Here is a 22690-nt window from a genome sequence, read left to right as displayed (position 1 = left end):
GCTTACTCTGCGGCAAGCCCCTCGGTGAATTGCAGTTTTGCAAGGCGTGCGTAGAGCCCGTCCTGGGCCACCAGTTCCGTGTGGGTGCCCTGTGCGACGATACGCCCCTCGTCGAAGACGACGATGCGGTCGGCCTTCTTCACCGTGGCCAGTCGGTGGGCAACGATCACGGTGGTGCGATCCTGGGCCATGGCCTCGACCGCCTGCTGCACCAGACGTTCGCTTTCGGCGTCCAGCGCCGAGGTCGCCTCGTCCAGCAGCAACACCGGCGCGTCGCGCAGGATGGCGCGGGCGATGGCGATACGCTGTTTCTGGCCTCCCGACAGCATCACGCCGCGTTCGCCGACAAAGGTGTCGTAGCCTTCCGGCAGTTTCGACAGGAAATCATGGGCGGCAGCGGCCTTGGCGGCGGCCTCGACCTCGGCATCGGTGGCGTCAGGCTTGCCAAAACGAATGTTCTCACGCGCCGAAGTCGCAAAGATGACAGCGTCCTGGGGCACCAGCGCCATGTACTGGCGGAAGTCGTCGCGGCGCATCTCGCTCAGATCCACACCGTCCAAGGTCACGCTCCCCTGATCCGGGTCATAAAAGCGCTGCATCAGCTGGATGATGGTGGACTTACCCGCACCCGAGGGGCCGACAAGCGCAACGGTCTCGCCGGGGGCGATCTGCAGGTCGATCTCATGCAGAGCAGGCGCATCGGGGCGCGCCGGGTAATGGAAAGTCACGTCGTTGAAACTGACCCCACCGGCCGGGCGCGTGGTGATGGGCTTGGGCTGGGCCGGGTCCAGCACATTGTCTTCGGCATTCAACAGCTCCACCAGGCGCTCGGTGGCCCCTGCGGCGCGTTGCAGTTCCGACCAGATTTCCGACAGGGCGCCCACGGCGCCCGCGACCATCACGGCGTAGATCACGAATTGCACCAGCGCGCCGATCGAGACATTGCCCGCGGTCACATCGCGCATACCGATCCACAAGACGCCCACAACGCCCGAGAAGATCAGCGCGATGACGATCACGGTCATGGCGGCGCGGGTGGTGATGCGCTTGCGGGCGGCGACGAAGCTCTTTTCCGTCACATCTGAAAACTCGGCGCGCGACAGATCTTCATGGGTAAAGGCCTGCACGGTCTGCACGGACAGAAGCGCCTCGGAGGCATTGCCCGAGCTCTTGGCGATCCAGTCCTGGTTCTCGCGGCTCAGCACGCGCATGCGGCGGCCCAGGATGATGATCGGCACCACAACGGCGGGCACGATCAGCAGGACCAAGCCAGTCAGCTTGGCCGAAGTCAGCAGCATCAGGACCATGCCACCCAGGAAGATGAAAACGTTGCGCAGGGCGACCGAGACGGAAGAGCCGATCACCGACAGGATCAGCGTGGTGTCGGTGGTGATGCGGCTCAGTACCTCGCCAGTCATGATGCGTTCGAAGAAGGTCGGCGACATGCCGATCACACGGTCAAAGACGGCCTTGCGAATGTCCGCGACGACCCGTTCGCCCAGGCGGGTGACAAGGTAGTAGCGCAGCCCGGTGCCCAGCGCCAAGGCGCCCGCCACGGCCAGGGCGGCCAGGAAGTAGCTGTCCAGCAGCTCGGCGGTCGATTCGCCAAACCCGTCGATCACCCGGCGCACCGCGATGGGCAGGATCAACGAGATCGCCGCGGTAAAGACCAGTGCCAGGAAGGCAGCCAATATCATCAGCTTGTGCGGTCGCATGAACGGCCACAGCCCGCTGAGCGCACCGATGCGTTTCGACTTTTCCCGTTCCTGGGCCTCTTGTACGTCCCGATTGGCCATTAGCGCGCTCCTTTGATCCCGACGAGAGATAACGGCCCGACGCGGCGGGGACAATAGCATCGGTCAAGTGGTTGGGCGCGAAAGAGCTACAGTTTGTCGCGCAGGCTGAACCAGACCATCGCCAGCACCAAGAGCGGCCAGCGCAGGGCAGCGCCCCCGGGAAAACGCGGGGTGGGCACATCGGCCATGATATCGAACCGCCCCGCTTGCCCCGCCACGGCTTCGGCGGCGAGCTTACCGCCCAGGGTTGCCATCGCCACCCCGTGGCCGGAATAGCCCGAGGCGGTCAGGATATTGCCCGCCAGCCGCGCAAAATGCGGCATGCGATTCATGGTAATGCCCAGCGTGCCGCCCCAGGCATAGTCGATCTCGACCCCATTGAGCTGGGGGTAGATCTCCAGCATCGGTTTCGACACCAGCGCCATGATGTCCTTGGGGAAACGATAGCCATAGCTTTCCGCCCCGCCGAAGAGCATGCGGTTGTCCTCGGACAGGCGGAAGTAGTTGATGACAAACTTGCTGTCGGCCACCGCGTGGCTGCCGCGAATGAGGTTTTCCGCGTCATGCGGGTCCAGCGGTTCGGTGGCGATGATGAAATTGTTGATCGGCATGACCCGCGCGGCGACCTGACCCTGGGCGTGGCCCAGGTAGCCGTTGCAGGCCCAGAGCACATGGCCCGCCTTGATCGTGGCCTTTTCGGTGGTCACGGTGACCGGGTCGCCCTCGGTCACGCCGGTGACGCGGGAAGTTTCGCAGATCGTCACCCCAGCTGCCGCGCAAGCCCGCGCCAGTCCGAAGGCGAAGCGCAGCGGGTGGATGTGGCCGCCGCCCATGTCCAACGTGCCGCCGTGATAGGCAGGCGAGCCGCAGAGATGCCGGATCTCATCGCGGTCGACCGCTCGGATCAGGTCGTAACCGTACTCGTCCTGTAATTTCTTCGCATAATCATGGCTATGCGGCACGAATCTCTCACGGTGATCGGCATGAAGGATGCCGTCCTGCCAATCGGCCTCGGGCGCGTGTTGCGCCACCAGAGCACGCACCAGCTGCACGCTTTCCAGCGACAGGTCCCAGAGCTGCCGGGCACGGTCGCGACCGACCATCTCCTCCAGCTCGTCCTGTTCCAAACGCTGACCAGTGCCGACCTGACCGCCATTGCGCCCGGAGGCGCCGAAGCCCACACGGTGGGCCTCCAGCAACACGACCTTCAGCCCGGATTGGGCAGCGTGCAGCGCCGCCGACAGCCCGGTAAATCCGGCGCCAATGATGCAAAGGTCCGCCTGCATCGCGCCCTCCGCCGCCGGGAAAGGCTCCGGCGGCGTGGCTGTCGCGGCGTACCAGGAATGGGGGAACTCCCCCACCCGGTCATTCGCGGTCAGGATATCCATGTTTCACCCCGCCTTGGCGACCAGTAACCCGGCGTTCTTGACGTTTTCATAGGCCTCGTCCAGCGATGTGCGGGCGCGGGCGATCAGCTCGTCGATCTCGGCGGGCGTAATGACAAGAGGCGGCGCGATGATCATCCGGTCGCCGACGTGGCGCATGATCAGGTTGTTGGCGAAACAGCGTTCGCGGGTCATGAACCCCACGGTGCCGGGGGCCGAGGCGAAGGGCGCGCGGCTTCCCTTCTCCGGCACCAGTGCCAGCGAGGCCATCAGCCCGACGATCTTGGTTTCCCCCACCATCGGGTGGTCGGCCAGCTCATGCCATTTCTCGGCCAGGTAGGGCGCGGCCACGTTCTTCACATGATCGACAATGCCCTCCTCCTCCATGATGCGCAGGTTTTCCAGCGCCACGGCGCAGGCCACCGGGTGGCCGGAGTAGGTGTAACCGTGGTTGAACTCCGTGCCCGCCAGCACGGCGGCGACCTCGTCCGTCACGATTGAGGCGCCAATCGGCGCATAGCCGGAGCTCAGCCCCTTGGCCACGGTCATGATATTGGGCCGGATGTCGTAATACTGGCTGCCGAACCATTCGCCGGTGCGGCCGAAACCGCAGATGACCTCATCGGCGATCAGCAGGATGTCATACTTGTCGCAAATACGCTGGATTTCCGGCCAGTAGGTGTCGGGGGCAACGATCACCCCGCCCGCGCCCTGCACCGGTTCGGCGATGAAGGCGGCAACCTTGTCCTCGCCAAGTTCCAGGATTTTCGCCTCAAGCTCTTGCGCACGGGCCAGGCCGAAGTCCTCGGGGGACATGTCGCCGCCCTCGGCCCACCAATTGGGCTGGTCGATGAACTCGATGCCCGGAATCGGCAGGCTACCCTGGCCGTGCATGCCCTTCATGCCGCCCAGCGAGGTGCCGCCAATGGTCGAGCCGTGATAGGCGTTCCAGCGCGAGATGATCACCTCTTTCTGCGGCTGGCCCTTCTCGGCCCAATAGGTGCGCACCATGCGGATGTTCGTGTCATTCGCGTCCGAGCCGCCGTTGGCGTAGAACACGTTGTTCAGATCACCCGGCGCCAGTTCCGCCAGCTTTTGCGCCAGCGCGATGGCGGGCACGTGGGTGGTCTGGAAGAAGGTGTTGTAATAGGGCAGCTCGCGCATCTGGCGTGCGGCTACGTCGGCCAGGCTGTCACGGCCATAGCCGATGTTCACGCACCACAGGCCCGCCATGGCGTCGAGGATCCGGTTGCCCTCGCTGTCGCGCAGCCACACCCCATCGGCGCCGGTGATGACGCGCGCACCCTTCTGGGCCAGCTCGCCGCCCGCCGTGAACGGATGCATATGGTGGGCCGCATCGATTGCCTGAAGCTCGGCGGTGGGCAGGTGATTCGTGATCTTGTTCATGGCAGGCACTCCTGTGGGGCCGAATTCGAAGTCCCGCACAGAATATGATCAAAAAATGTGCTGTCAATGGAGTGCCTGTGTTTTGATCAAACCTTTTCGCCAAGAAGGTGGACGCGCACCGTGTCGATTCCCTGCTGGATGTCGCCGCGGATCGCTTCTGCCACCACCTCGGGCTGACCCGCACGCATGCCCGCCAGGGCCTCGGCATGCTTGTCGGGCAGGTTGGCGGTGCCATAGCGCCCCAGCACCACACGCAGACCCGGCCCGCCCCGCAGCCAAAGCATGTTGGCGATGGACAGAAGCACATGCGCACCCGACAACTCATAGAGAGCGCGGTGGAAACGGTAGTTGTGTTCGAGGTAGCCGCGCACATCCCCCCGGTCGATCGCCGCATTGAGCTGATCGTCGATGGAAACAAGGCGCGTAATGTCCTCCGCCCCCATGTTTTCAACAGCTAAACGGGACAGTTCCGGTTCGATGGACAGCCGGGCGAAGGCGATCTCTTCCCATTCTTCGGCGTCCATTTCCGGCACGCTGACCCGACGGTTTCCCTGGAACACCAGCGCCCCTTCCGATGTCAGTCGGCGGATCGCCTCGCGCACCGGCGTCATGCCCACGCCCAGGGTTTCAACCAACCCCTGGATAGTCACCGCCTGGCCCGGCGTGAGCTCCCCATACAGGATCATCTCGCGCAACCTGCGATAGACCTTCTCGTGATCCGGTAGTTTCGCCGCCCTGCCCTGCACGCCCCTGCCTCCTGTCACAATCTCTTTGCCAAAATCGGCACCGTGGATAAGCTCGAATTGCAGCCTAACGCGACGCGGCGAATTTTACCATATTGCCTTGCGCGCGTTTTTTTGATCAAATGTCGCACAATCCGGGGCGCGACCCCGATACAACAGGGAGCAATTGGAATGAACAAGACTTGGGTGACCATGGGGGTCGCGCTGGCCCTCGGCGCAGGTGCGGCCACGGCCGAAGAGGTACGTGTCTACAACTGGTCGGATTACATCGACGAGGGCCTCTTGGAGAAGTTCGAGGCCGAGACCGGCTATGACCTGATCTATGACGTGTTCGACTCGAACGAAGTACTGGAAACCAAGATGCTGGCCGGCGGGTCGGGCTATGACGTGGTGGTGCCGACCGGCACCTTCCTGCAACGCCAAATCACCGCGGGCGCGTTCCAGAAGCTCGACATGTCCAAGCTCCCCAACATTGCCAACATGTGGGACGCGATCAGCTCGCGCACCGCGCAGTATGACCCGGACAACGCCTATTCGATCAACTACATGTGGGGCTCTACCGGCATCGGCGTGAACGTGGCCAAGGTCACCGAAGTTCTGGGTGAAGACGCGCCCATCGACAGCCTGGCCCTGATCTTCGACCCCGCCAATATGGAGAAACTGGCGAGCTGCGGCGTGCATTTCCTGGATGCCCCGACCGAGCTGATCCCCGCCGCCCTGGCCTATCTGGGCGAGGATCCCGACAGCCATGACCCAGACGTGATCGCCAAGGCGGAACCGATCCTGACCGCCGTGCGCCCGCATGTGCAGAAGTTCCACAGCTCGGAATACATCAACGCGCTGGCCAATGGCGATATCTGCGTGGCCGTGGGTTGGTCCGGCGACGTGCTGCAGGCCCGTGACCGCGCCGACGAGGCCGAAAACGGGGTCGAGATCGCCTATAACGCCGTCAAGGAAGGCTCGCTGATGTGGTTCGACCAGATGGCGATCCCGGTCGATGCGCCGAACCCGGAGGGCGCGCATGCCTTCCTGAACTTCATCATGGATGCCCAGAACATGGCGGCGGCGTCGAACTACGTCTACTACGCCAACGGCAACAAGGCCTCGCAGGACCACCTGGAAGAGGACGTGATCACCGACCCGGCGATCTACCCGACCCCCGAGGCGATGGAGACGCTTTACACCACCACGCCCTATCCGGCGAAGGTCCAGCGGGTCGTGACCCGCATGTGGACCCGGATCAAATCGGGCACCTGAGCCGTTCGCCCCCCGCAAGCTGGCCTTTCGGGGGGCGTTTTCCATCCCAGACATGCGCGAAGGAAGGTGACGATGGCCGATGCCGCCGAACAGCAGGTTTTTGCCCCGTGGAGCGACCCGGAAGCGAAACCGATCATCCAGTTCAAGAACGTGACCAAGCGCTTCGGCGACTTCACCGCGATCGACGATCTGACGCTCGATATCCACGAAAAAGAATTCTTCTCGCTGCTGGGCCCGTCGGGCTGCGGCAAGACCACGATGATGCGCATGCTGGCCGGGTTCGAAAGCCCGACCGAGGGCACGATCCTGCTAGACGGGCAGGACATTGCGCCCGTGCCGCCCAACAAGCGCGCGGTGAACATGATGTTCCAAAGCTACGCGCTGTTTCCGCATCTGTCGGTCTGGGACAACATCGCCTTCGGCCTCAAGCGCGAGGGCATGGACAAGGACAAGATCGGCAACCGCGTCGAGGAAATGCTGCGCCTGGTGCAACTGGGCCAGTTCGCCCAGCGCAAGCCGCACCAGATTTCCGGCGGCCAGCGCCAGCGCGTGGCGCTCGCACGCAGCCTTGCCAAGGCGCCGAAACTGCTGCTGCTGGACGAACCCCTGGGCGCGCTCGACAAGAAGCTGCGTCAGGAAACCCAGTTCGAGCTGATGGACATTCAGGAAACCACCGGCACCACCTTTGTCATCGTAACCCATGACCAGGAGGAGGCGATGACGGTGTCATCCCGCGTGGCGGTCATGGACCACGGCAAGATCGTCCAGGTCGATACGCCCGACCGCATCTATGAAGAGCCCAACTCGGTCTATGTCGCCGACTTCCTGGGTGACGTGAACATCATTCGCGGCAAGGCCACGCGGGCCGATGCCGATCATGTGCATATCCATTTCGCCGAAGGCCAATCGCCGCTCTGGGCCGCGACGCAACGCAACCTGGCCGAGGGCACCGAGGTCGCCCTGGCAATCCGGCCCGAGAAGGTGACGATCACGCCGGACAAGCCCGCCGACCGCAACAACGCGATCCGCGGCAAGGTCCATGACATCGCCTACCTGGGCAATATCTCGACCTATCACGTCGAGCTGGCCAATGGGCAGATCATCAAGGCCCAGACCGCCAATACCCGCCGCGTAGCGCGGCGGACCTTTACCTGGGAAGACGAGGTCTGGCTGAGCTTCACGGACACGGCCGGTGCCGTGCTGGTGGACTGATGCGCCGTTTTGCCCTGATTTCAGTTCCCTACGCCTGGCTTCTGGCGCTGTTTCTGGTGCCCTTCCTGATCGTGCTCAAGATCAGCCTGTCGGACATCGAACTGTCGATCCCACCCTATACGCCGCAGCTGGATCTGTCCCAGGGGTGGGAGGGGATAACCGACTGGGCCTCGCAGCTGGACCTGGAGAACTTCTGGTTCCTTGCCGAAGACAGCCTCTATTGGAAAGCCTACCTGTCGAGCCTGAAAATCGCGATCGTCTCGACCATCATGACGTTGATCGTCGGTTACCCGATCGCCTATGCTATGACCCGCGCGCCGGATGAATGGCGCCCGACCCTGATGATGTTGGTAATCCTGCCGTTCTGGACCTCCTTCCTGATCCGCGTCTATGCGTGGAAGGCGATCCTGAGCCAGGAGGGGCTGCTCAATCAGCTATTGATGGGCATTGGCGTGCTGAACGAGCCCTTGACCATCCTCAACACAAACACCGCCGTCTATATCGGCATCGTCTATACCTACCTGCCCTTCATGGTGCTGCCGATCTACGCAGCCCTTGAACGGCTGGACGAAAGCCTGCTGGAAGCCGCCGAAGACCTGGGCTGCTCGCGCTTCACCGCCTTCTGGTTGGTCACCCTGCCCCTGTCGAAACAGGGCATCATCGCGGGCAGCTTCCTGGTCTTCATTCCGGCCATGGGTGAGTTCGTTATCCCGGCTCTTCTGGGCGGGTCCGAGACGCTGATGATCGGCAAGGTGCTGTGGGAGGAGTTCTTCTCGAACCGCGACTGGCCGGTGGCCTCCGCCGTGGCCGTGATCCTGCTGCTTCTCTTGATCATTCCCATCGTGCTGTTCCAGCGCAATGAGGAGAAACAGAGGGAGGCCGAGCAATGAGACGCCTGAGCTGGTTCAACACCGTCAGCCTGACCCTGGGCTTCGCCTTCCTTTACATCCCGATGCTGATCCTGATCGTCTATTCGTTCAACGGTGGCAAGCTGGTTACGGTCTGGGCGGGCTTCTCGACCAAATGGTATGGCGAGCTGTTCCGAAACGAGGCCTTCCTGGACGCGGCCCTGAACACGCTGAAGGTCGCGGTCCTGTCATCGACCTTCGCCACCGTTCTGGGCACCATGGCCGCCTACACCATGGTGCGCGGCGGGCGCTTTGCCGGGCGCACGTTGTTTTCCGGCATGATCTACGCGCCGCTTGTGATGCCCGAGGTGATCACTGGCCTGTCTCTGCTCCTGCTGTTCATCGCCATCGGGCTGGACCGGTCGATCACCACCATCGTCTTGGCGCATACGACCTTTTCCATGTGCTACGTCTCGGTCGTGGTCAGCTCGCGCCTGGTCACCTTCGACCGCTCACTGGAAGAGGCAGCATTGGACCTCGGCGCGACCCCGTTCCACGCCTTCCGCCTGGTGACGTTGCCGATCATCGCACCCGCCGTGATCTCCGGCTGGCTCCTGGCCTTTACCCTTTCGCTCGACGACCTCGTCATCGCGTCGTTTACGGCCGGCCCCAGCGCCACCACCCTGCCGATCAAGATCTTCTCGGCCGTGCGCCTTGGGGTCTCGCCCGAGATCAACGCGCTCTCGACCATCCTGATCTCGATCGTCGCCGTCGGCGTGATCACAACATCGCTCATGTCCAAACGCGCCATCGCACAGCGCCAGAGGGACGAACAGGAAGCCAACTGATGTCCGATTTCTTGCAAGAATACGCCGCCTATTGCGACAGGCACGGGCGTCCCGACCGGCTGGAGCTGATGCTCTGTGACGTGAACGCGGTGCTGCGCGGCAAGTGGCTGCCGGGCAACGACGAAAAGAAACTGGCCGAGGGCGGCGTGCGCCTGCCCCATTCGACCTATGCGCCCAACATCCTGGGCGAAGAGGTCGAGGCCACCGGGTTGGGCATCATCGTCGGCGATCCGGACGGGCGCATCATACCCATTCCCGGCACGCTAAAACCGGTGCCCTGGGCGGACGGCCACGTGGCCCAGGTCCAGGTCGAGATGCTGGACCCGGACACCGGCGAGGTCAGCCAGTTGTCCCCGCGCGTACAATTGGCAAACGTGGTCAAACGCTTTGCTGACCGGGGGCTGAACCCGGTGCTGGCGACCGAACTGGAATTCTACCTGTTCAAGCCGCGCAGCGATCTGGACGCGGCGCCCGAGCCACCCGACCGCTCGCCCATGGCGCAGAACTATGACCTTGAGGTGCTGGAGCGCACCCAGGGCATTCTGGATGCGATCCTGGACGCGGCAGCCGTGCAGGGGCTGGCCACCGACACGCTGATTGCCGAATACGGGCCGGGCCAGTTTGAGATCAACTTCCACCACACCGATGACGTGATGGATGCCGCCGACACCGCGCTTTTGTTCCGCCGCCTGGTGCGTGGCGTGGCCCGGGCGCATGGGATGGAGGCGACCTTCATGCCCAAACCATATGCGGGTTTCCCGGGCAACGGGTTGCACGCCCATGTTTCGGTGGTGGATGCGGACGGCAAGAACATCTTCGACCATGATGGTGAAGGTGTGTCGGACACGCTGAAGGCCGCCGTGGGCGGGGTGCTGAGCACCATGCGTGAGGCGCAGGCGTTGTTTGCCCCACACATGAACTCCTATCGCCGCTTCCAGCCGATGAGTTTCGCGCCTTCGGCCCCCGACTGGGGCTTTGACAACCGCGCCGCCGGGGTACGCTTGCCGGAGACCAAGGGCCCGGCTGCTCGGCTTGAACATCGGATCTCCGGTGCCGATGCCAACCCCTATCTGGCAATCGCGGCAATCCTGGGGGGCATGCTGCACGGGCTCGACACGACGCCCGACCTGCCCCTTCCTCTGGATGACCCGGATGCGGTGCGCGCCCAGCGCCTGACCGCGACCTGGCGCCAGGCGGTCGAAGCATTCGAGGCCAGCCCCTTCATCGAAGGCCTTCTCGGCGCCCGCTACCGCGACGTCTATGCCGCCGTGCGCCATGACGAGATCGTCAAGCTGGCCAATGAGATCAGCCAGGTGGAATACCGTACCTACCTAGGTCGGTTGTGAAGCGTATCTACGAGCCATATGCCTATTCCGCGGACGCTAGGTCCGAATGCTTCTGGTGCCTGCCCGACCAAGACTGGCCGCAGGTTGATGGTGATCTGACGACCGAGGTCGCGGTGATCGGCGCAGGCTACACCGGCCTGTCTGCCGCGTTGCATCTGGCCCAGGCCGGGGCGCAGGTCACGGTTCTGGACGCTGAACGCCCCGGCTGGGGCGCCTCGGGGCGCAATGGCGGGTTCTGCTGCGCAGGCGGGGCGAAAATGTCGCCCGAAACCATGAGTAAACACCATGGTGAAGCCGCCACCCGCGCCTATTACGCCGCTGAACGCGCCGCGGTGGAGCTGGTCGCAGACCTGCTTGATGCGCATGGAATCGACGCGGAAACCCACTCGGACGGCGAGGTTCAGCTGGCCCACCTCCCCTCCCGCATGAAGGACCTGCAGGCCGAAGCGGCCGACTGGCAATCCATGGGCGTGGCAGCCGAGATCATCCCCAAAACCGCCCTGGCCGACCGGGGCATGGCAGGGGCCGAGTTCCACGGCGCCATGCACCTGAAGCTGGGCTTTGCACTGAACCCGGCGCTCTATGCGCATGGGCTGGCCCTTGCGGCGCAGAAGGCGGGCGCCGACATTCGTGCGCAGAGCCCGGTGACGCAGATCACGCCGCTTACGCAAGGCTACCGGCTGGAGACCCCGACCGGCACGGTCACGGCGCAGAAACTGATCCTCGCCACCAATGGCTACAGCTCCGACGACCTGCCCGACTGGCTTTCCGCACGTTACCTGCCCGTGCAGTCCAACATCCTGGTCACACGGCCCCTCACCGAGGACGAGAGAACCGCCCAGGGGTGGACCACCGACCTGATGGCTTATGACTCGCGCAATCTCTTGCACTATTTCCGGCTGCTGCCTGACGGGCGTTTCCTGATCGGAACACGCGGAAATGTGACCGCTACGCCCGATGGCCAGGAGGCCATGCGCGCCAGGACACGCGCCGATCTCGCCCGTATGTTCCCCGCCTGGACAGATGTGGAAACCCCGAATTTCTGGTCCGGCCTCGTCTGCCTGACCCGCAGCCTTACCCCCTACGGCGGACCGCTCGGCGACTGGCCGAATGCCTGGGCCGGGCTCGGCTATCACGGCAACGGCGTCGCCATGGGCACCTGGACCGGCGCACGGCTCGCCGACATGGCGCTGGGACGCGGCGACGCAGGTGCCATCCATGCAAGCCCGCTTGCACGTATTCCGCTTGGCCCGGCCCGCCGCCTGCTCCTGCGCGCGGCCTATTGGGGCTACCAGCTTAAGGATCGGCTCTAAGCCCCCTTTATCTTTCCAAAAATATCCCGGGGAGCGGCAGCTTGCTGCCGCCGGGGCAGCGCCCCGTTCCAACCTCACATCCGTGCGACCCAGGACATTGGGAACAGCCTCACGTCACGCTAAAAGGGGGCCGAGCGCAGCGAGGCCCCTGCCGCGACCTTGACGATTGCGCCGCAGGCGCATGAGGAAAGGGCGCAATCCCTCAGGACAGAAGCCCCGCATATTCCTCACGCAGCACGTTCTTCTGCACCTTGCCCATCGTATTGCGCGGCAGTTCGGGCAAAACGACCACCGCCTTGGGCTGCTTGAACTTCGCCAGCTGATCCGCAACGCCCGAGGTCACTGCCTCCGGCGTCACCTCCGCCTCCTTCTCGGGCACGACCACGGCAACAACCCCCTCGCCGAAATCCCTGTGCGGCACGCCGATCACCGCGCTTTCCAACACACCGGGCAGAGCGTCGATCACGCCCTCGACCTCCTTCGGGTAGACATTGAAACCCCCGGTGATGATCAGGTCCTTGCCGCGCCCGACGATGGTCACATAGCCATCTGCGTCGACCATCCCCAGGTCGCCGGTGATAAACCAACCATCCACGCGCAGCTCTTCGGCGGTTTTCTCGGGCATCTGCCAGTACCCGGCGAAGACATTCGGCCCACGCACCTCGATCACGCCGATCTCGCCCTGCGCCAGCTCCTCACCGGTCTCCGGGTCACAGATCTTCAGCTCGACCCCCGGCAGCGGAAAGCCCACGGTGCCCGCGCGGCGGTCGCCGTCGTAGGGGTTCGAGGTGTTCATGTTGGTTTCCGTCATGCCGTAACGCTCCAGGATCGCATGGCCGGTCACCGCGCGCCAGCGATCATGGGTCTCAGCCAACAGAGGCGCGGAGCCCGACACGAAGAGGCGCATGTTCTGCGCGGCCTCCCCCAGCCCCTCCTGGTCCAACAGGCGGGTATAGAAGGTCGGCACGCCCATCATCGCCGTTGCACGCGGCATGTAGCCCATCACTGCCTCGGCATCGAAACCGGGCAGGAAGATGCAGGATCCGCCCGCCATCAGGGTCACATTGGTGGCGACGAACAGCCCGTGCGTGTGGAAGATCGGCAACGCGTGGATCAGTACGTCCTGTGCCGTGAAGCGCCAGTAATCGCGCAGCACATCGGAGTTGGAGGCCAGCGCCCGGTGAGTCAGCATCGCCCCCTTGGAGCGCCCCGTCGTTCCTGATGTGTAAAGGATCGCGGCCAGGTCTTCCGCGCCGCGCGCAACGGCAGTGAACCCGGATTCCGCCCCGGCTTGGGCGTCGACAAGCGAGCCCACTTCACCCGCCCCGAGGGTAAAGACATTCGCCACACCCGCCTCATCCGCGATAGGGGTCAGCGCGTCCAATTTGCCGGGATCACAGACAAAGACTCGCGGGCTGGCATCCCCCAGGAAATAGGCGACCTCAGCAGGCGTATAGGCGGTGTTGAGCGGTAGGAAGACGCCGCCTGCCAGCACACACCCGACGTAGAGCTCCAGCATCGCCACCGTCTTGGGCGCCTGCACCGCGACCCGGTCGCCGGGGGTCACTCCCGCCGCCACCAGCACCGCCGCCATGCGTTCGGCACCCGCCCAGAACTCCGCATAGGTCACCTCGGCACCATCCGGGTGGCGGGTCAGGAACAGCGCCTCCCCGCGCCCGTCCGAGGCCCGCGAAATGGCGTGGGCCAGGTGGTTCTGTGCATACATGTTTGTTGTCCCTTACTTGCGTGCCAGCGTGCGCACCTTGGGCGCAGCGGCAATCTCACCCTCATTGGCATAGGCCTGGTGATTGGCCTCTATCTTGCTGAGATCATAGAGATAATTCACCATGACCCCCCAGGAATTTCCTCGCCCCGTATCCGACGGGTCGGCGCCCGCGTGCACCGCATGAAGCTGCGCGCCATTGCCCAGGTGGAAATGCGCCACCGGGTCGAAGGCGGTGCCCATGGGGCGGCGCGCCCCGGTCAGGTAGCGCGCGGCAATGCGCGCGGTCAGCGCCTCGTCGGGCACGCCGTCCTCGGGCATCCAGCCGGTGTCATCGAGCAGCCCTTCCCCCCCGGCCATGGCCCAGCGGCGCAGACCCGGCACCGGGCTGAGCGTGACGAAGGCGGACAGCCCCGGCAGTTCCGCCTGCAGCTCGGCCACCACCTGTTTGATCAGGAAGTTGCCGAAGGAGATGCCGCGCAGCCCCGCCTGGCAGTTCGAAATCGAATAGAACACCGCGACCTTCGCCGCCTCCGGGTCGATAGCCTCGCGCGTGCCGTTGATGATCTCGCCGATCGCGCCGGGGATCTCGGCCATCAGCGCCACTTCGACAAAGATCAGCGGGTCGTCCGGCATGGCCGGGTGAAAGAAGGCAAACAGCCGCCGGTCCGGGTCCGCCACCCGCTGGCGCAGGTCGTCCCAGCCGGTGATCTCATGCACCGCCTCGTAGGAGATGATCTTTTCCAGCACTTCCGCCGGGCTTTGCCAATCGACATGGCGCAGCTCCAGGAACCCGCGGTTGAACCAGCTCGAGAAAAGGTGCAGGAAATCGCCATCCAGCCCGCGCAGCGCCGAGTTGGCGCGGACGTGCTGCACCAGCTTGGCGCGCAGGGCCACCAGACGCGCGGTGGCGCCGGGCGCGCGGTTAATGCGGCGGATCAGCTCCTGGCTGCGCGGCTCGCTGATGTCGTGAATGGCGCGCGCGCCCTCACCGCTTTCGCCGTCCCAGTCCGCCACGGCCTTTGCCAGCGCCTTGTGATCGACGCAGAACCGGTCGGCCAAGGCCTCGAAGAACTCCGCCAGCTCGCCATTGTTCAACGCCTCCGCCCCGTCAAGGATCTCCATCGCGGCGGCGAGGCCCGACACTTCGCCCTTGTCGCCCAACAGCTCTTCACACAGGGTCAGGGGATCGCGCGCGGTGCCCTGACCCCGGCCGACCCGGGCAATGCGCCCCAACAGGTGTGACAGGGTGCTGCGTTCGGCCATTGTTCCTTCCTTGCCCCTTCTCCCACTGCTCCGTTCCAGTCTAACAAGTCGCGGGCCGGGTGCAACGGCTGACCCGTGCGACAGTCCCGCGATCGGGTGCCGCATATGCGTCCATTGGCATCAAGGGGAGATCAGCGATGCGCCTTGCGTGCCAACTCGATCTTGGCGTCCATCATCGACATTTCCTTCATGATCTCGCGCCGTTTTGTGCGATCCCCGGTCTCGCGCAGCTCGGCGCGCAGCCGTTCCAGCTCCCGCGAGAGCGTCACGAATTCCGGCACCGCGCCGTTCTCCTTGATCAGCCGGTTGATCAGCGCGTTCTCCGGGTCGTCTACCTTGGGCAGAGGCTTGCCTGCCCCTTCCAGGTTGTCAAACTCGCCCGCCGCTTCGGCGGCGCGGATCTTCTGGTTGATGAGGTCGATCAGCGGGTGGTCCATCCGTCCCTCGCAATAGAAAAGGCCCCCGCCAGTTTTCCGGCAGGGGCCCAGATCGTCAAGGTGCACCAAACTCGCGGCGACAAGCACCGCCTTACTTTGCGGTGATGCGCCCGTCCAGCTTCGGCATGACCGGGCCCATGCCCGCCATGTATTCCGCCGTCACATCCGCCAGGTCGGGGCCGAAGTCATAGGCGTTCTGCGCGTCACGGAACATCTTGTAGCCGTCGCCGCCATTGCGCACGTAGTTGTTGGACACCACGCCATAGGTCTTGGCCGGGTCGATGGCGACCCATTCGCCGCCGTCCATGACCAACACGTCCGAAATCCGCGAACCGGCAGGCTGCGACACGTCGAAGGTGTATTTCATGCCCGCCACCTGTGGGAAGCGACCCGCGCCGTCCTCATGCTCGCTGACACCGTTCTCCAGAGCTTCCAGCACGACCGCGCCAGTCACTTCGAAGGTCGACAGGGTGTTCTGGAACGGCAGCACTGTCAGAACCTCGCCCATGGTCACATCGCCCGCGTCGATCGACGCACGAATGCCGCCGCCGTTCTGGATGGCGATCTGGATGCCCTGATCCTTGACCCGCGCCAGCATGGCGTCAGCGATGATATTGCCCATGGTGCATTCCATGGCGCGGCACGACCCACGCTCACCGTCGATCGCCTCGGAGGCCTCTGCGACCACCCGGTTCTTCAACTCTTCGATGGGACCTGCCAGCTCTGCCACACGCGCGGCAATATCGGCGTCCGGCTCGACCGAGGCGTCGATCAGGATCGTATCGCCGCTGGCGCCGGTCAGGTTCCCCGCGTCATCGAAGGTCAGAACCAGGTGGCCCAGATATTTCGAATAGGCATAGGCCTGCACGACCGGCACATTGCCTACCATGGTCGGATAGGGCTGCGCGCCCTCTTCAGTGTTCGAGAACTTGGTGTGCGAGTGACCGCCCACCACCGCATCCAGTCCGGGCACGTTTTCAGCGATTACCAGATCCTTCGGCAGACCCACATGCGTGAGCGCGATGATCTTGGTCACGCCTTCAGCTTCCAGAGCGGCCACATCCGCCGACAGGCTGTCCACCTCGTCCTGGAACACCACGTTCGGGCCGGGCGAAGAGGTTTCGACCGTATCCGTCGCCAGCGCCGAGATGATGCCGATCCTTTCACCACCAACCTCAAGCACCACATGATTGCCCACGCGGCCATTCAGCAGGTTCGACGCCGACAGATCCAGGTTGCCCGAGATCACCGGGAAGCTGACCTTGTCCAGGAAATCGGCCAGACCCTGGGGACCATCGTCGAACTCGTGGTTGCCCACGGCCATGACGTCAAAGCCGATGGCTTCCATGAACTCGGCCTCAACCGCACCCTTGTAGGTCGTGTACATCAGCGAGCCCTGGAACTGGTCGCCCGCGTCCAGAACGATAACATTCTGGCCCGCCAACTCTGCGCGCTTGGCGTCCAGCAGGGTCTTCAGCCGGGCGACGCCGCCGAAGCATTTGCCCTCGGCCTCGTCATCCGCACCACAGGTCGAGTCGTATTTGTTCACCGACTCGATCCGGCTGTGCAGGTCGTTGATATGGAGCACGTGCAGCGTGTAGTCCGCCATCGCCATGCCGCTGGTGAGGGCGAGTGCCGCCACCGAAGTCAGAACATGTTTCATCATGGTAACCCCCTGATTTTTGATCTTGTGGTCAGAGTGGCGCGAGTCGTCGGCAGTGTCAAAACCTGACGTTGATTGCCCTAGGGTCAGCCAGATCGCGCCCGGCCGCGCAGTCCCGCGTGACAGTGTCATCTTGACCTCGCGCGCCCTTCGCGGCATGTCGGCCTCATGCTGGTTTACAAGATCTTCCGAGCCGACGAATGGGCGGCCTTTCAGGCGGCGGGCAAGACGCTGGGCGCCCCTGTCGACCTGGCCGATGGGTTTGTGCATTTCTCAACCGCGGGCCAAGCAGCCGAAACGGCCGCGAAACACTTCGCGGGCGAAGAGGGGCTGATGCTTCTGGCGCTCGACGCAGACACACTGGGCGACTCTCTGAAATGGGAACCGTCGCGCGGCGGTGCGCTTTTTCCACATCTTTACAGACCCTTGCGCATGGAAGACCTGCTGTGGCACCGCCCCCTACCGCTGGGCTCTGCCGGCCATGAATTTCCGGAGGACATGGAATGAACCTGATCGAGAAGATCGCGCTCAAGGCGCTGCACCAGGTCGATCCGGAGCGCGCGCACATGCTCGCGCTGACCGCGATGAAGATGGGGGTTGTGCCCCTGTCCGGCCTCATCAGCACTGACCGGCTGAAGACCAAGTTCTGCGGGATGGAATTGACCAATCCCGTTGGCCTCGCCGCCGGCTATGACAAGAACGCCCAGGTGGTGGATGCGCTGACGCAGGCGGGCTTCGGTTTTGTCGAAGTGGGCGCTGTCACCCCGCGCGCTCAGCCGGGCAACCCGAAACCGCGCCTGTTTCGCCTGACAGAGGACCAGGCGGTGATCAACCGCTATGGGTTCAACAACGAGGGCATGGAGGCCGCAGCGGCCCGCCTTACCCGCCGCTCACGCCGCCGCCCGGTGCCCGTGGGTCTGAACCTGGGTGCCAACAAGGACAGCGAAGACCGCGCGGCGGATTTTGCCAAGGTGCTGGCGACCTGCGGGCCGCTTGTGGATTTCGCGACGGTGAATGTCTCGTCGCCCAACACGGAAAAGCTGCGCGACCTGCAAGGTGCCGAAGCGCTGCGTGCGCTTCTGACCGGGGTGCTGGAGGTGCGTGACACTCTGGGCAAATACACTCCGATCTTCCTCAAGATCGCCCCGGATCTGAGCGATCAGGAGCTTGCCGAAGTGGCTGAGGTGGCGATGGAGGTCAAGATCGACGCCATTATCGCCACGAACACCACTTTGGGCCGCGAAGGTTTGAAAAGTGCAAGCATGGGCGAGGCTGGCGGCCTATCCGGCGCGCCATTGTTCGAAAAGTCCACACGCGTGTTGGCCCGTCTGAGCCAGTTGACCGATGGGGAAATGCCCCTGGTCGGCGTGGGCGGCATTGGATCGGCCGATGAGGCCTATCAGAAGATCCGCGCGGGCGCCCATGTGGTGCAGCTCTATTCCGCGCTGGCCTACAAGGGGCTGTCGCTGGTCGAGGAGATCGCCTTGGGCCTTGACGACCTGCTGGCGCGCGACGGGTTCGCCCATGTCTCGGACGCGGTCGGCACCGGACGGGAGGAGTGGCTGTGAGCCTGATCATCTGGCACAACCCGCGCTGTTCCAAATCGCGCCAGACCCTGGCGCTGCTTGAAGAAAAAGGGCACGCGCCCGAGGTGCGCAAGTATCTGGAGGAAGCGCCTACCGAGGCCGACATCCGCGCGGCTTTGGCTGCGTTGGGCAAGGCACCCATAGAGATGATGCGCACCGGCGAGAAACTGTTCAAGGAGCAGGGCCTGAGCCGGGACAGCGACGAGGCGACCCTGATCGCCGCCATGGCCGCGCATCCGATCCTGATCGAGCGCCCCATCGTCATCAAGGACGGCTCCGCACGCATCGGACGCCCACCGGAAAGCGTGCTGGAGCTGTTCTAACCCGCCTGCGCCTCCAGCGCGGGGTATTTGGACGCCAGTGTCACGCCTCGCGCCACGAAGCTGATTAACAGTGCGAGCCAAAGCCCGTGATTGCCCCAGAGCGGCAGGCAGACCGCCAGCGCGACCAGATAGACGGCGAAGGACAGCGCCATCATGTTGCGCAGGTCGCGGGTGCGGGTGGCGCCGATGAAAATACCGTCCAGCATCCAGGCCGCCCAGCCGATCAGCGGGGCCAGCGCCATCCAGATCAGGTAGGCCCGCGCCTCGACCCGCACGTCCGGTGCATTTGTCATCAGGTCGATAATCATCCCGCCGCACAAGGCAAAAACAGCGGCCAGAACCAGTACGATCACCCCACCCCAGAAGCTCGACAGGACAGCGGCGCGGCGCAGACCGACGCGATTGCGTGCCCCCAGCGCCTGACCCACCAGGGCCTCGGCCCCGAAGGCGAAACCGTCCATGGCATAGGCGGTAATATGCAGGAATTGCAGTAGAATCTGATTGGCTGCCAAAGTGACGTCACCATAGTTCGCGCCATAGAACAGGAAGCTCACGAACAGAGTCTGCAACATTGCGCTGCGGGCCATGATGTCACCGTTCACCACCGCCATGCGCTTCAGGATCACCCGGTCGAACACCCGCGCCCAGTCACGCCATTCGGGGCGGCGGAAGGCGTCACGACAAAGCCAGAGGCCCAGGGAAAAACCGCTCCATTCCGCCAGGAGGGTCGCCAAGGCCACCCCGTTCACGCCCCAAGCCAGCCCCAGCACGAACCACAGATCCAGCGTAATATTCAGCCCGTTCATCCAGAGTTGCAGGATCAGCACCGCCCGAGTGCGTTCGCGCGCGATTAGCCAGCCGGTAATGCCGTAAAGCCCGATCGCGCCCGGCGCAGACCAGACCCGGATCGCCATGTAGTCGCGCGCCAGGCTTTCGACCTCGGGCGAGGCAGGTGCAACCAGGAAGGCACCGAAGAACAGAGGAACCTGCAAGGCGATCATCAACAACCCGCCTGCCAACCCGATCAGCAGGGACCGCGTCAGCAGCGCAGCGACCTCGCCCTTGTCGCCAGCCCCCAACGCCTGGGCGGTCAGCCCGGTCGTGCCCATGCGCAGAAAGCCGAAGATCCAGTAGATTGCGGTGAGAATGATTGCCCCGATCCCGACTGCGCCGATGGGCGCGGCTGCCTGCATCTGGCCGACAACGCCGGTGTCCACCGCGCCTAAGATCGGCACGGTGGCATTGGCCAGGACGATGGGAATTGCGATCTTCAGAACCCTAGAATGGGTCAAACTACCGGCGAAACTTTCACTCATCGAACATCGGCATCAGAAAATGCCCCGTTGCCTGGGCGAAGAGCCGGTCGCGCTTGTCCTGCCAGGCCTCGACATGCACGGAAGCATAGCGCCGCCCGGAGCGCACCACCCGCGCCCTTGCATAGGCCGTGCGCGGCAGGCCGGAGCGCAGGTAATCCACCGTAAAGCCGATGGTCTTGGGGAACTGTGGCAACTGACCCGGGGTGAGTTCCTCGGGGTCGACTTGACCGCTTTCGATCTGGTCCCAGAGGATCGACCAGCCCAGCTCGATGATCGCCGAGGTCTCCAGGAATGCCGCCGTGACACCGCCATGGATGGCCGGCAGCATCGGGTTGCCGATCAGCTTGTCGGAAAAGGGCAGCAGCGCGGTTAGTTCATCGCCTCGCCGGTCGAACTCAATGCCAAGAAACTCGACATAGGGGACACCGTGCACCAGCGCACGCAGGGCGGCGTCGCGGCGTTTTTGAACTACGTGTACGGGTTCTGGTCTGGGACGACTCATGACAGGGCCTCACTGGATTTGCGGCCGGGCGCATGGTCGGCGGTAAAGGTGCCGGCAGCCGTGGCAACCGGGCGATCCTCGTCATCATCCATCGCCACGGCGCGCACGAAGGCCACGGATTTTGTCACCCGGTAGCAGGTCGCATGGGCGCGGATCCTCTGCCCCGGCGTGGCGGGGCGCATATAGTCGATCCGCAGGTCGATGGTGGCGGTGATCGCGGGGGCCTGCGGGTGACTCATGACCGAGGCGCCACAGCAGGTATCCAGCAGCGCCGAGACCGCCCCGCCATGGATCACCCCGGTGCGCGGATCACCGATGAATCGCTCATCATAGGGCATTTCGATGAGGGCTTCGCCATCGCCGATCTGCGTCAGTTCCATGCCCAAAGCCTTGCAATGGGGGATCGCCTCGGTAAATCTCTTGGCGATTTCTGCTTTCTTTTCAGGGGGGAGCTTGGTCATGGCCGCGCTTTCCTTCCGTCTTCATCCCCGCGATTTATTCTTGCTTGCATAAGTCTGGGCAAGTGGTATTTTCTGCAATTGAGAATAATTCGCAATTGCAGGACGCCATGACCGATAGCACCACCGTCCCCGTCCCCGCCGAGCGCTGGGGTATATTCAGGCCCAATCGCCTTGCCGTGATGCTGATCCTGGCAGCGCTGGCCGCCTGGCCCGGCGCGCTGGGAGAGCTGACGCGTTCGCTGATGGTGGACGCCTATGTTCAGGTGTCCGTATTCGTCGCTGCCACGCTGATGCTGTTCTATGGCGCGGAACGCCTGTTCAACTTCGACATCGGCACGGCGCTGAAAAATGCGCGTGGCGCGCAGGTGCCGCTGGCCGCGCTTCTGGGCGCCACGCCCGGCTGCGGCGGCGCGGTCGTGGTTGTCGCGGCCTATAGCTCGGGCAATGTCGGCTTCGGCGCCGTGGTGGCGACGCTGACGGCCACCATGGGCGATGCGGCTTTCCTGCTGATCGCCACGCGCCCCGATGCGGCCGCTATTGTTCTGCCCCTGTCCTTCGTGGTTGGCATCCTGTCGGGCTGGATCGTCGACAAGTTCCACAGCCACGAATACCGCACCGTGACCCAAAGCTCTTGCGAGATCGCGCCCCGCCTCGGCCGCATCCGCCTCACCGACTGGGCCTATCTGGCCCTGGTCGTGCCCGGCCTGATCGTCGGCGGCGCACAGCTGGCGCAGATCGAGGTCAGCCATGTCGCAGGCGTTCCGATCCTGCCGATCGCCTTGGCCGGCACCTTCCTGGGCCTGTTCATCTGGTCCACCTCGATCCTGACGGCGATGACCAACACCCAGGACGCGCCGGTGACGCGCATGGCGGAAGAGACCAGCTTTATCTCGGTCTGGGTGATCGGCGCCTACCTGGCCTATGACTATGTGGCAGAGTTCGGCGGGCTCGACATCGGGCTGTTGTTCCAATCGGTCGCGCCGCTTCTGCCGCTGATGGGCGTGCTGGTCGGCTTCATCCCCGGCTGCGGCCCGCAGGTGCTGGTGACCACGCTCTACATCAACGGCGTGATCCCCTTCGCCGCGGTGATGGGCAATGCGATCTCGAACGACGGAGACGCCCTGTTCCCGGCAATTGCCTTGAACCCGCGCGCGGCTGTGGTCGCCACCGTCTATTCCGCCCTGCCCGCCCTGATCGTCGCCTATGCCTTCCATTTCCTCGCACCCGGTTTCATGAATTGAATCCTGCGCTCAGGCGG

21 protein-coding genes are annotated in these 22690 nt (G+C 64.1%); 10 read left to right on the top strand and 11 right to left on the bottom strand.

Annotated elements, in window-relative coordinates:
• Positions 1 to 2: 2 nt before the first annotated feature.
• The 4 genes from ACO07D_RS13325 to ACO07D_RS13310 form a co-directional block, all read right to left on the bottom strand.
• Positions 3 to 1796 carry an ABC transporter transmembrane domain-containing protein gene (locus ACO07D_RS13325; protein WP_421703435.1) on the bottom strand — a complete coding sequence of 598 codons (1794 nt, stop codon included), beginning with the start codon at positions 1794 to 1796 and terminating at the stop codon, positions 3 to 5.
• 86 nt (positions 1797 to 1882) lie between these two features.
• Positions 1883 to 3184: an NAD(P)/FAD-dependent oxidoreductase gene (locus tag ACO07D_RS13320; RefSeq protein WP_421703434.1), complete on the bottom strand. Its 1302-nt coding sequence runs from the start codon at positions 3182 to 3184 to the stop codon at positions 1883 to 1885.
• A 3-nt stretch (positions 3185 to 3187) separates the two neighbouring features.
• Positions 3188 to 4588, bottom strand: coding sequence for an aspartate aminotransferase family protein (locus tag ACO07D_RS13315; protein ID WP_421703433.1), 1401 nt, complete (start codon positions 4586 to 4588; stop codon positions 3188 to 3190).
• Positions 4589 to 4674: 86 nt separating this feature from the next.
• Positions 4675 to 5334 carry a GntR family transcriptional regulator gene (locus tag ACO07D_RS13310; RefSeq protein WP_421703432.1) on the bottom strand — a complete coding sequence of 220 codons (660 nt, stop codon included), beginning with the start codon at positions 5332 to 5334 and terminating at the stop codon, positions 4675 to 4677.
• A gap of 168 nt (positions 5335 to 5502) precedes the next feature.
• Between ACO07D_RS13310 and ACO07D_RS13305 the strand changes: the two genes are divergently transcribed.
• The 6 genes from ACO07D_RS13305 to ACO07D_RS13280 all read left to right on the top strand — a co-directional run bounded on the left by ACO07D_RS13305 (position 5503) and on the right by ACO07D_RS13280 (position 12155).
• Positions 5503 to 6588, top strand: coding sequence for a polyamine ABC transporter substrate-binding protein (locus ACO07D_RS13305; protein WP_421703431.1), 1086 nt, complete (start codon positions 5503 to 5505; stop codon positions 6586 to 6588).
• A 72-nt stretch (positions 6589 to 6660) separates the two neighbouring features.
• On the top strand, positions 6661 to 7800 hold the full coding sequence (locus tag ACO07D_RS13300) for an ABC transporter ATP-binding protein (RefSeq protein ID WP_421703430.1): 1140 nt from the start codon (positions 6661 to 6663) through the stop codon (positions 7798 to 7800).
• Entirely contained in the window at positions 7800 to 8690 is an 891-nt protein-coding gene (locus tag ACO07D_RS13295) for an ABC transporter permease subunit (RefSeq protein WP_421703429.1), read from the top strand. The genes ACO07D_RS13300 and ACO07D_RS13295 overlap by 1 nt, the downstream gene beginning before the upstream one ends.
• Positions 8687 to 9496 carry an ABC transporter permease subunit gene (locus ACO07D_RS13290; protein WP_421703428.1) on the top strand — a complete coding sequence of 270 codons (810 nt, stop codon included), beginning with the start codon at positions 8687 to 8689 and terminating at the stop codon, positions 9494 to 9496. The genes ACO07D_RS13295 and ACO07D_RS13290 overlap by 4 nt, the downstream gene beginning before the upstream one ends.
• Positions 9496 to 10842 carry a glutamine synthetase family protein gene (locus ACO07D_RS13285; protein ID WP_421703427.1) on the top strand — a complete coding sequence of 449 codons (1347 nt, stop codon included), beginning with the start codon at positions 9496 to 9498 and terminating at the stop codon, positions 10840 to 10842. Before ACO07D_RS13290 ends, ACO07D_RS13285 begins: the two co-directional genes overlap by 1 nt.
• A complete protein-coding gene (locus ACO07D_RS13280; RefSeq protein WP_421703426.1) occupies positions 10839 to 12155 on the top strand; it encodes an FAD-dependent oxidoreductase in 1317 nt (438 codons plus the stop codon). The genes ACO07D_RS13285 and ACO07D_RS13280 overlap by 4 nt, the downstream gene beginning before the upstream one ends.
• Positions 12156 to 12357: 202 nt before the next feature.
• Here ACO07D_RS13280 and ACO07D_RS13275 read toward each other — a convergent pair whose 3' ends face one another.
• The 4 genes from ACO07D_RS13275 to ACO07D_RS13260 form a co-directional block, all read right to left on the bottom strand.
• Positions 12358 to 13881, bottom strand: coding sequence for a malonate--CoA ligase (locus ACO07D_RS13275; protein WP_421703425.1), 1524 nt, complete (start codon positions 13879 to 13881; stop codon positions 12358 to 12360).
• 12 nt (positions 13882 to 13893) lie between these two features.
• Entirely contained in the window at positions 13894 to 15144 is a 1251-nt protein-coding gene (locus tag ACO07D_RS13270) for a malonyl-CoA decarboxylase (RefSeq protein ID WP_421703424.1), read from the bottom strand.
• Between the two features lie 131 nt (positions 15145 to 15275).
• Positions 15276 to 15581 carry a DUF1992 domain-containing protein gene (locus ACO07D_RS13265; protein WP_421703423.1) on the bottom strand — a complete coding sequence of 102 codons (306 nt, stop codon included), beginning with the start codon at positions 15579 to 15581 and terminating at the stop codon, positions 15276 to 15278.
• A 91-nt stretch (positions 15582 to 15672) separates the two neighbouring features.
• A complete protein-coding gene (locus ACO07D_RS13260; protein ID WP_421703422.1) occupies positions 15673 to 17247 on the bottom strand; it encodes a bifunctional metallophosphatase/5'-nucleotidase in 1575 nt (524 codons plus the stop codon).
• 165 nt (positions 17248 to 17412) lie between these two features.
• On the opposite strand from ACO07D_RS13260, the gene ACO07D_RS13255 reads away from it, so the two are divergent.
• From ACO07D_RS13255 to arsC, 3 genes are read left to right on the top strand one after another with little or no spacing between them, the layout of a single operon-like run.
• Positions 17413 to 17751, top strand: a complete 339-nt coding sequence (locus tag ACO07D_RS13255) for a DUF952 domain-containing protein (protein WP_421703421.1) — start codon at positions 17413 to 17415, stop codon at positions 17749 to 17751.
• Positions 17748 to 18812: a quinone-dependent dihydroorotate dehydrogenase gene (locus ACO07D_RS13250; protein WP_421703420.1), complete on the top strand. Its 1065-nt coding sequence runs from the start codon at positions 17748 to 17750 to the stop codon at positions 18810 to 18812. Before ACO07D_RS13255 ends, ACO07D_RS13250 begins: the two co-directional genes overlap by 4 nt.
• A 2-nt stretch (positions 18813 to 18814) precedes the next feature.
• A complete protein-coding gene (arsC, locus tag ACO07D_RS13245) occupies positions 18815 to 19153 on the top strand; it encodes an arsenate reductase (glutaredoxin) (RefSeq protein WP_421705032.1) in 339 nt (112 codons plus the stop codon).
• Here arsC and ACO07D_RS13240 read toward each other — a convergent pair.
• Genes ACO07D_RS13240 through ACO07D_RS13230 form a run of 3 tightly spaced genes read right to left on the bottom strand, consistent with a single transcriptional unit; the run spans position 19150 to position 21432 of the window.
• On the bottom strand, positions 19150 to 20469 hold the full coding sequence (locus tag ACO07D_RS13240; RefSeq protein ID WP_421703419.1) for an MATE family efflux transporter: 1320 nt from the start codon (positions 20467 to 20469) through the stop codon (positions 19150 to 19152). The two genes, arsC and ACO07D_RS13240, sit on opposite strands and share 4 nt — an antisense overlap.
• The gene (locus tag ACO07D_RS13235; RefSeq protein ID WP_421703418.1) at positions 20462 to 20971 is read right to left on the bottom strand and encodes a PaaI family thioesterase; all 510 of its coding nucleotides are present in this window, start codon (positions 20969 to 20971) and stop codon (positions 20462 to 20464) included. The genes ACO07D_RS13240 and ACO07D_RS13235 overlap by 8 nt, the downstream gene beginning before the upstream one ends.
• Complete coding sequence (locus ACO07D_RS13230; protein ID WP_421703417.1) at positions 20968 to 21432, bottom strand: PaaI family thioesterase; 465 nt, start codon at positions 21430 to 21432, stop codon at positions 20968 to 20970. Before ACO07D_RS13230 ends, ACO07D_RS13235 begins: the two co-directional genes overlap by 4 nt.
• A 107-nt stretch (positions 21433 to 21539) precedes the next feature.
• Here ACO07D_RS13230 and ACO07D_RS13225 point away from each other — a divergent pair, with 107 nt between their 5' ends.
• A complete protein-coding gene (locus ACO07D_RS13225) occupies positions 21540 to 22673 on the top strand; it encodes a putative manganese transporter (RefSeq protein WP_421703416.1) in 1134 nt (377 codons plus the stop codon).
• Positions 22674 to 22690: the final 17 nt, after the last annotated feature.

The organism is Aliiroseovarius sp. (assembly GCF_965228805.1).
GTDB lineage: Bacteria > Pseudomonadota > Alphaproteobacteria > Rhodobacterales > Rhodobacteraceae > JASBTN01.
Note: the sequence above shows the minus strand (reverse complement) of the source record. Positions and strands in the feature narration are given on the sequence as shown.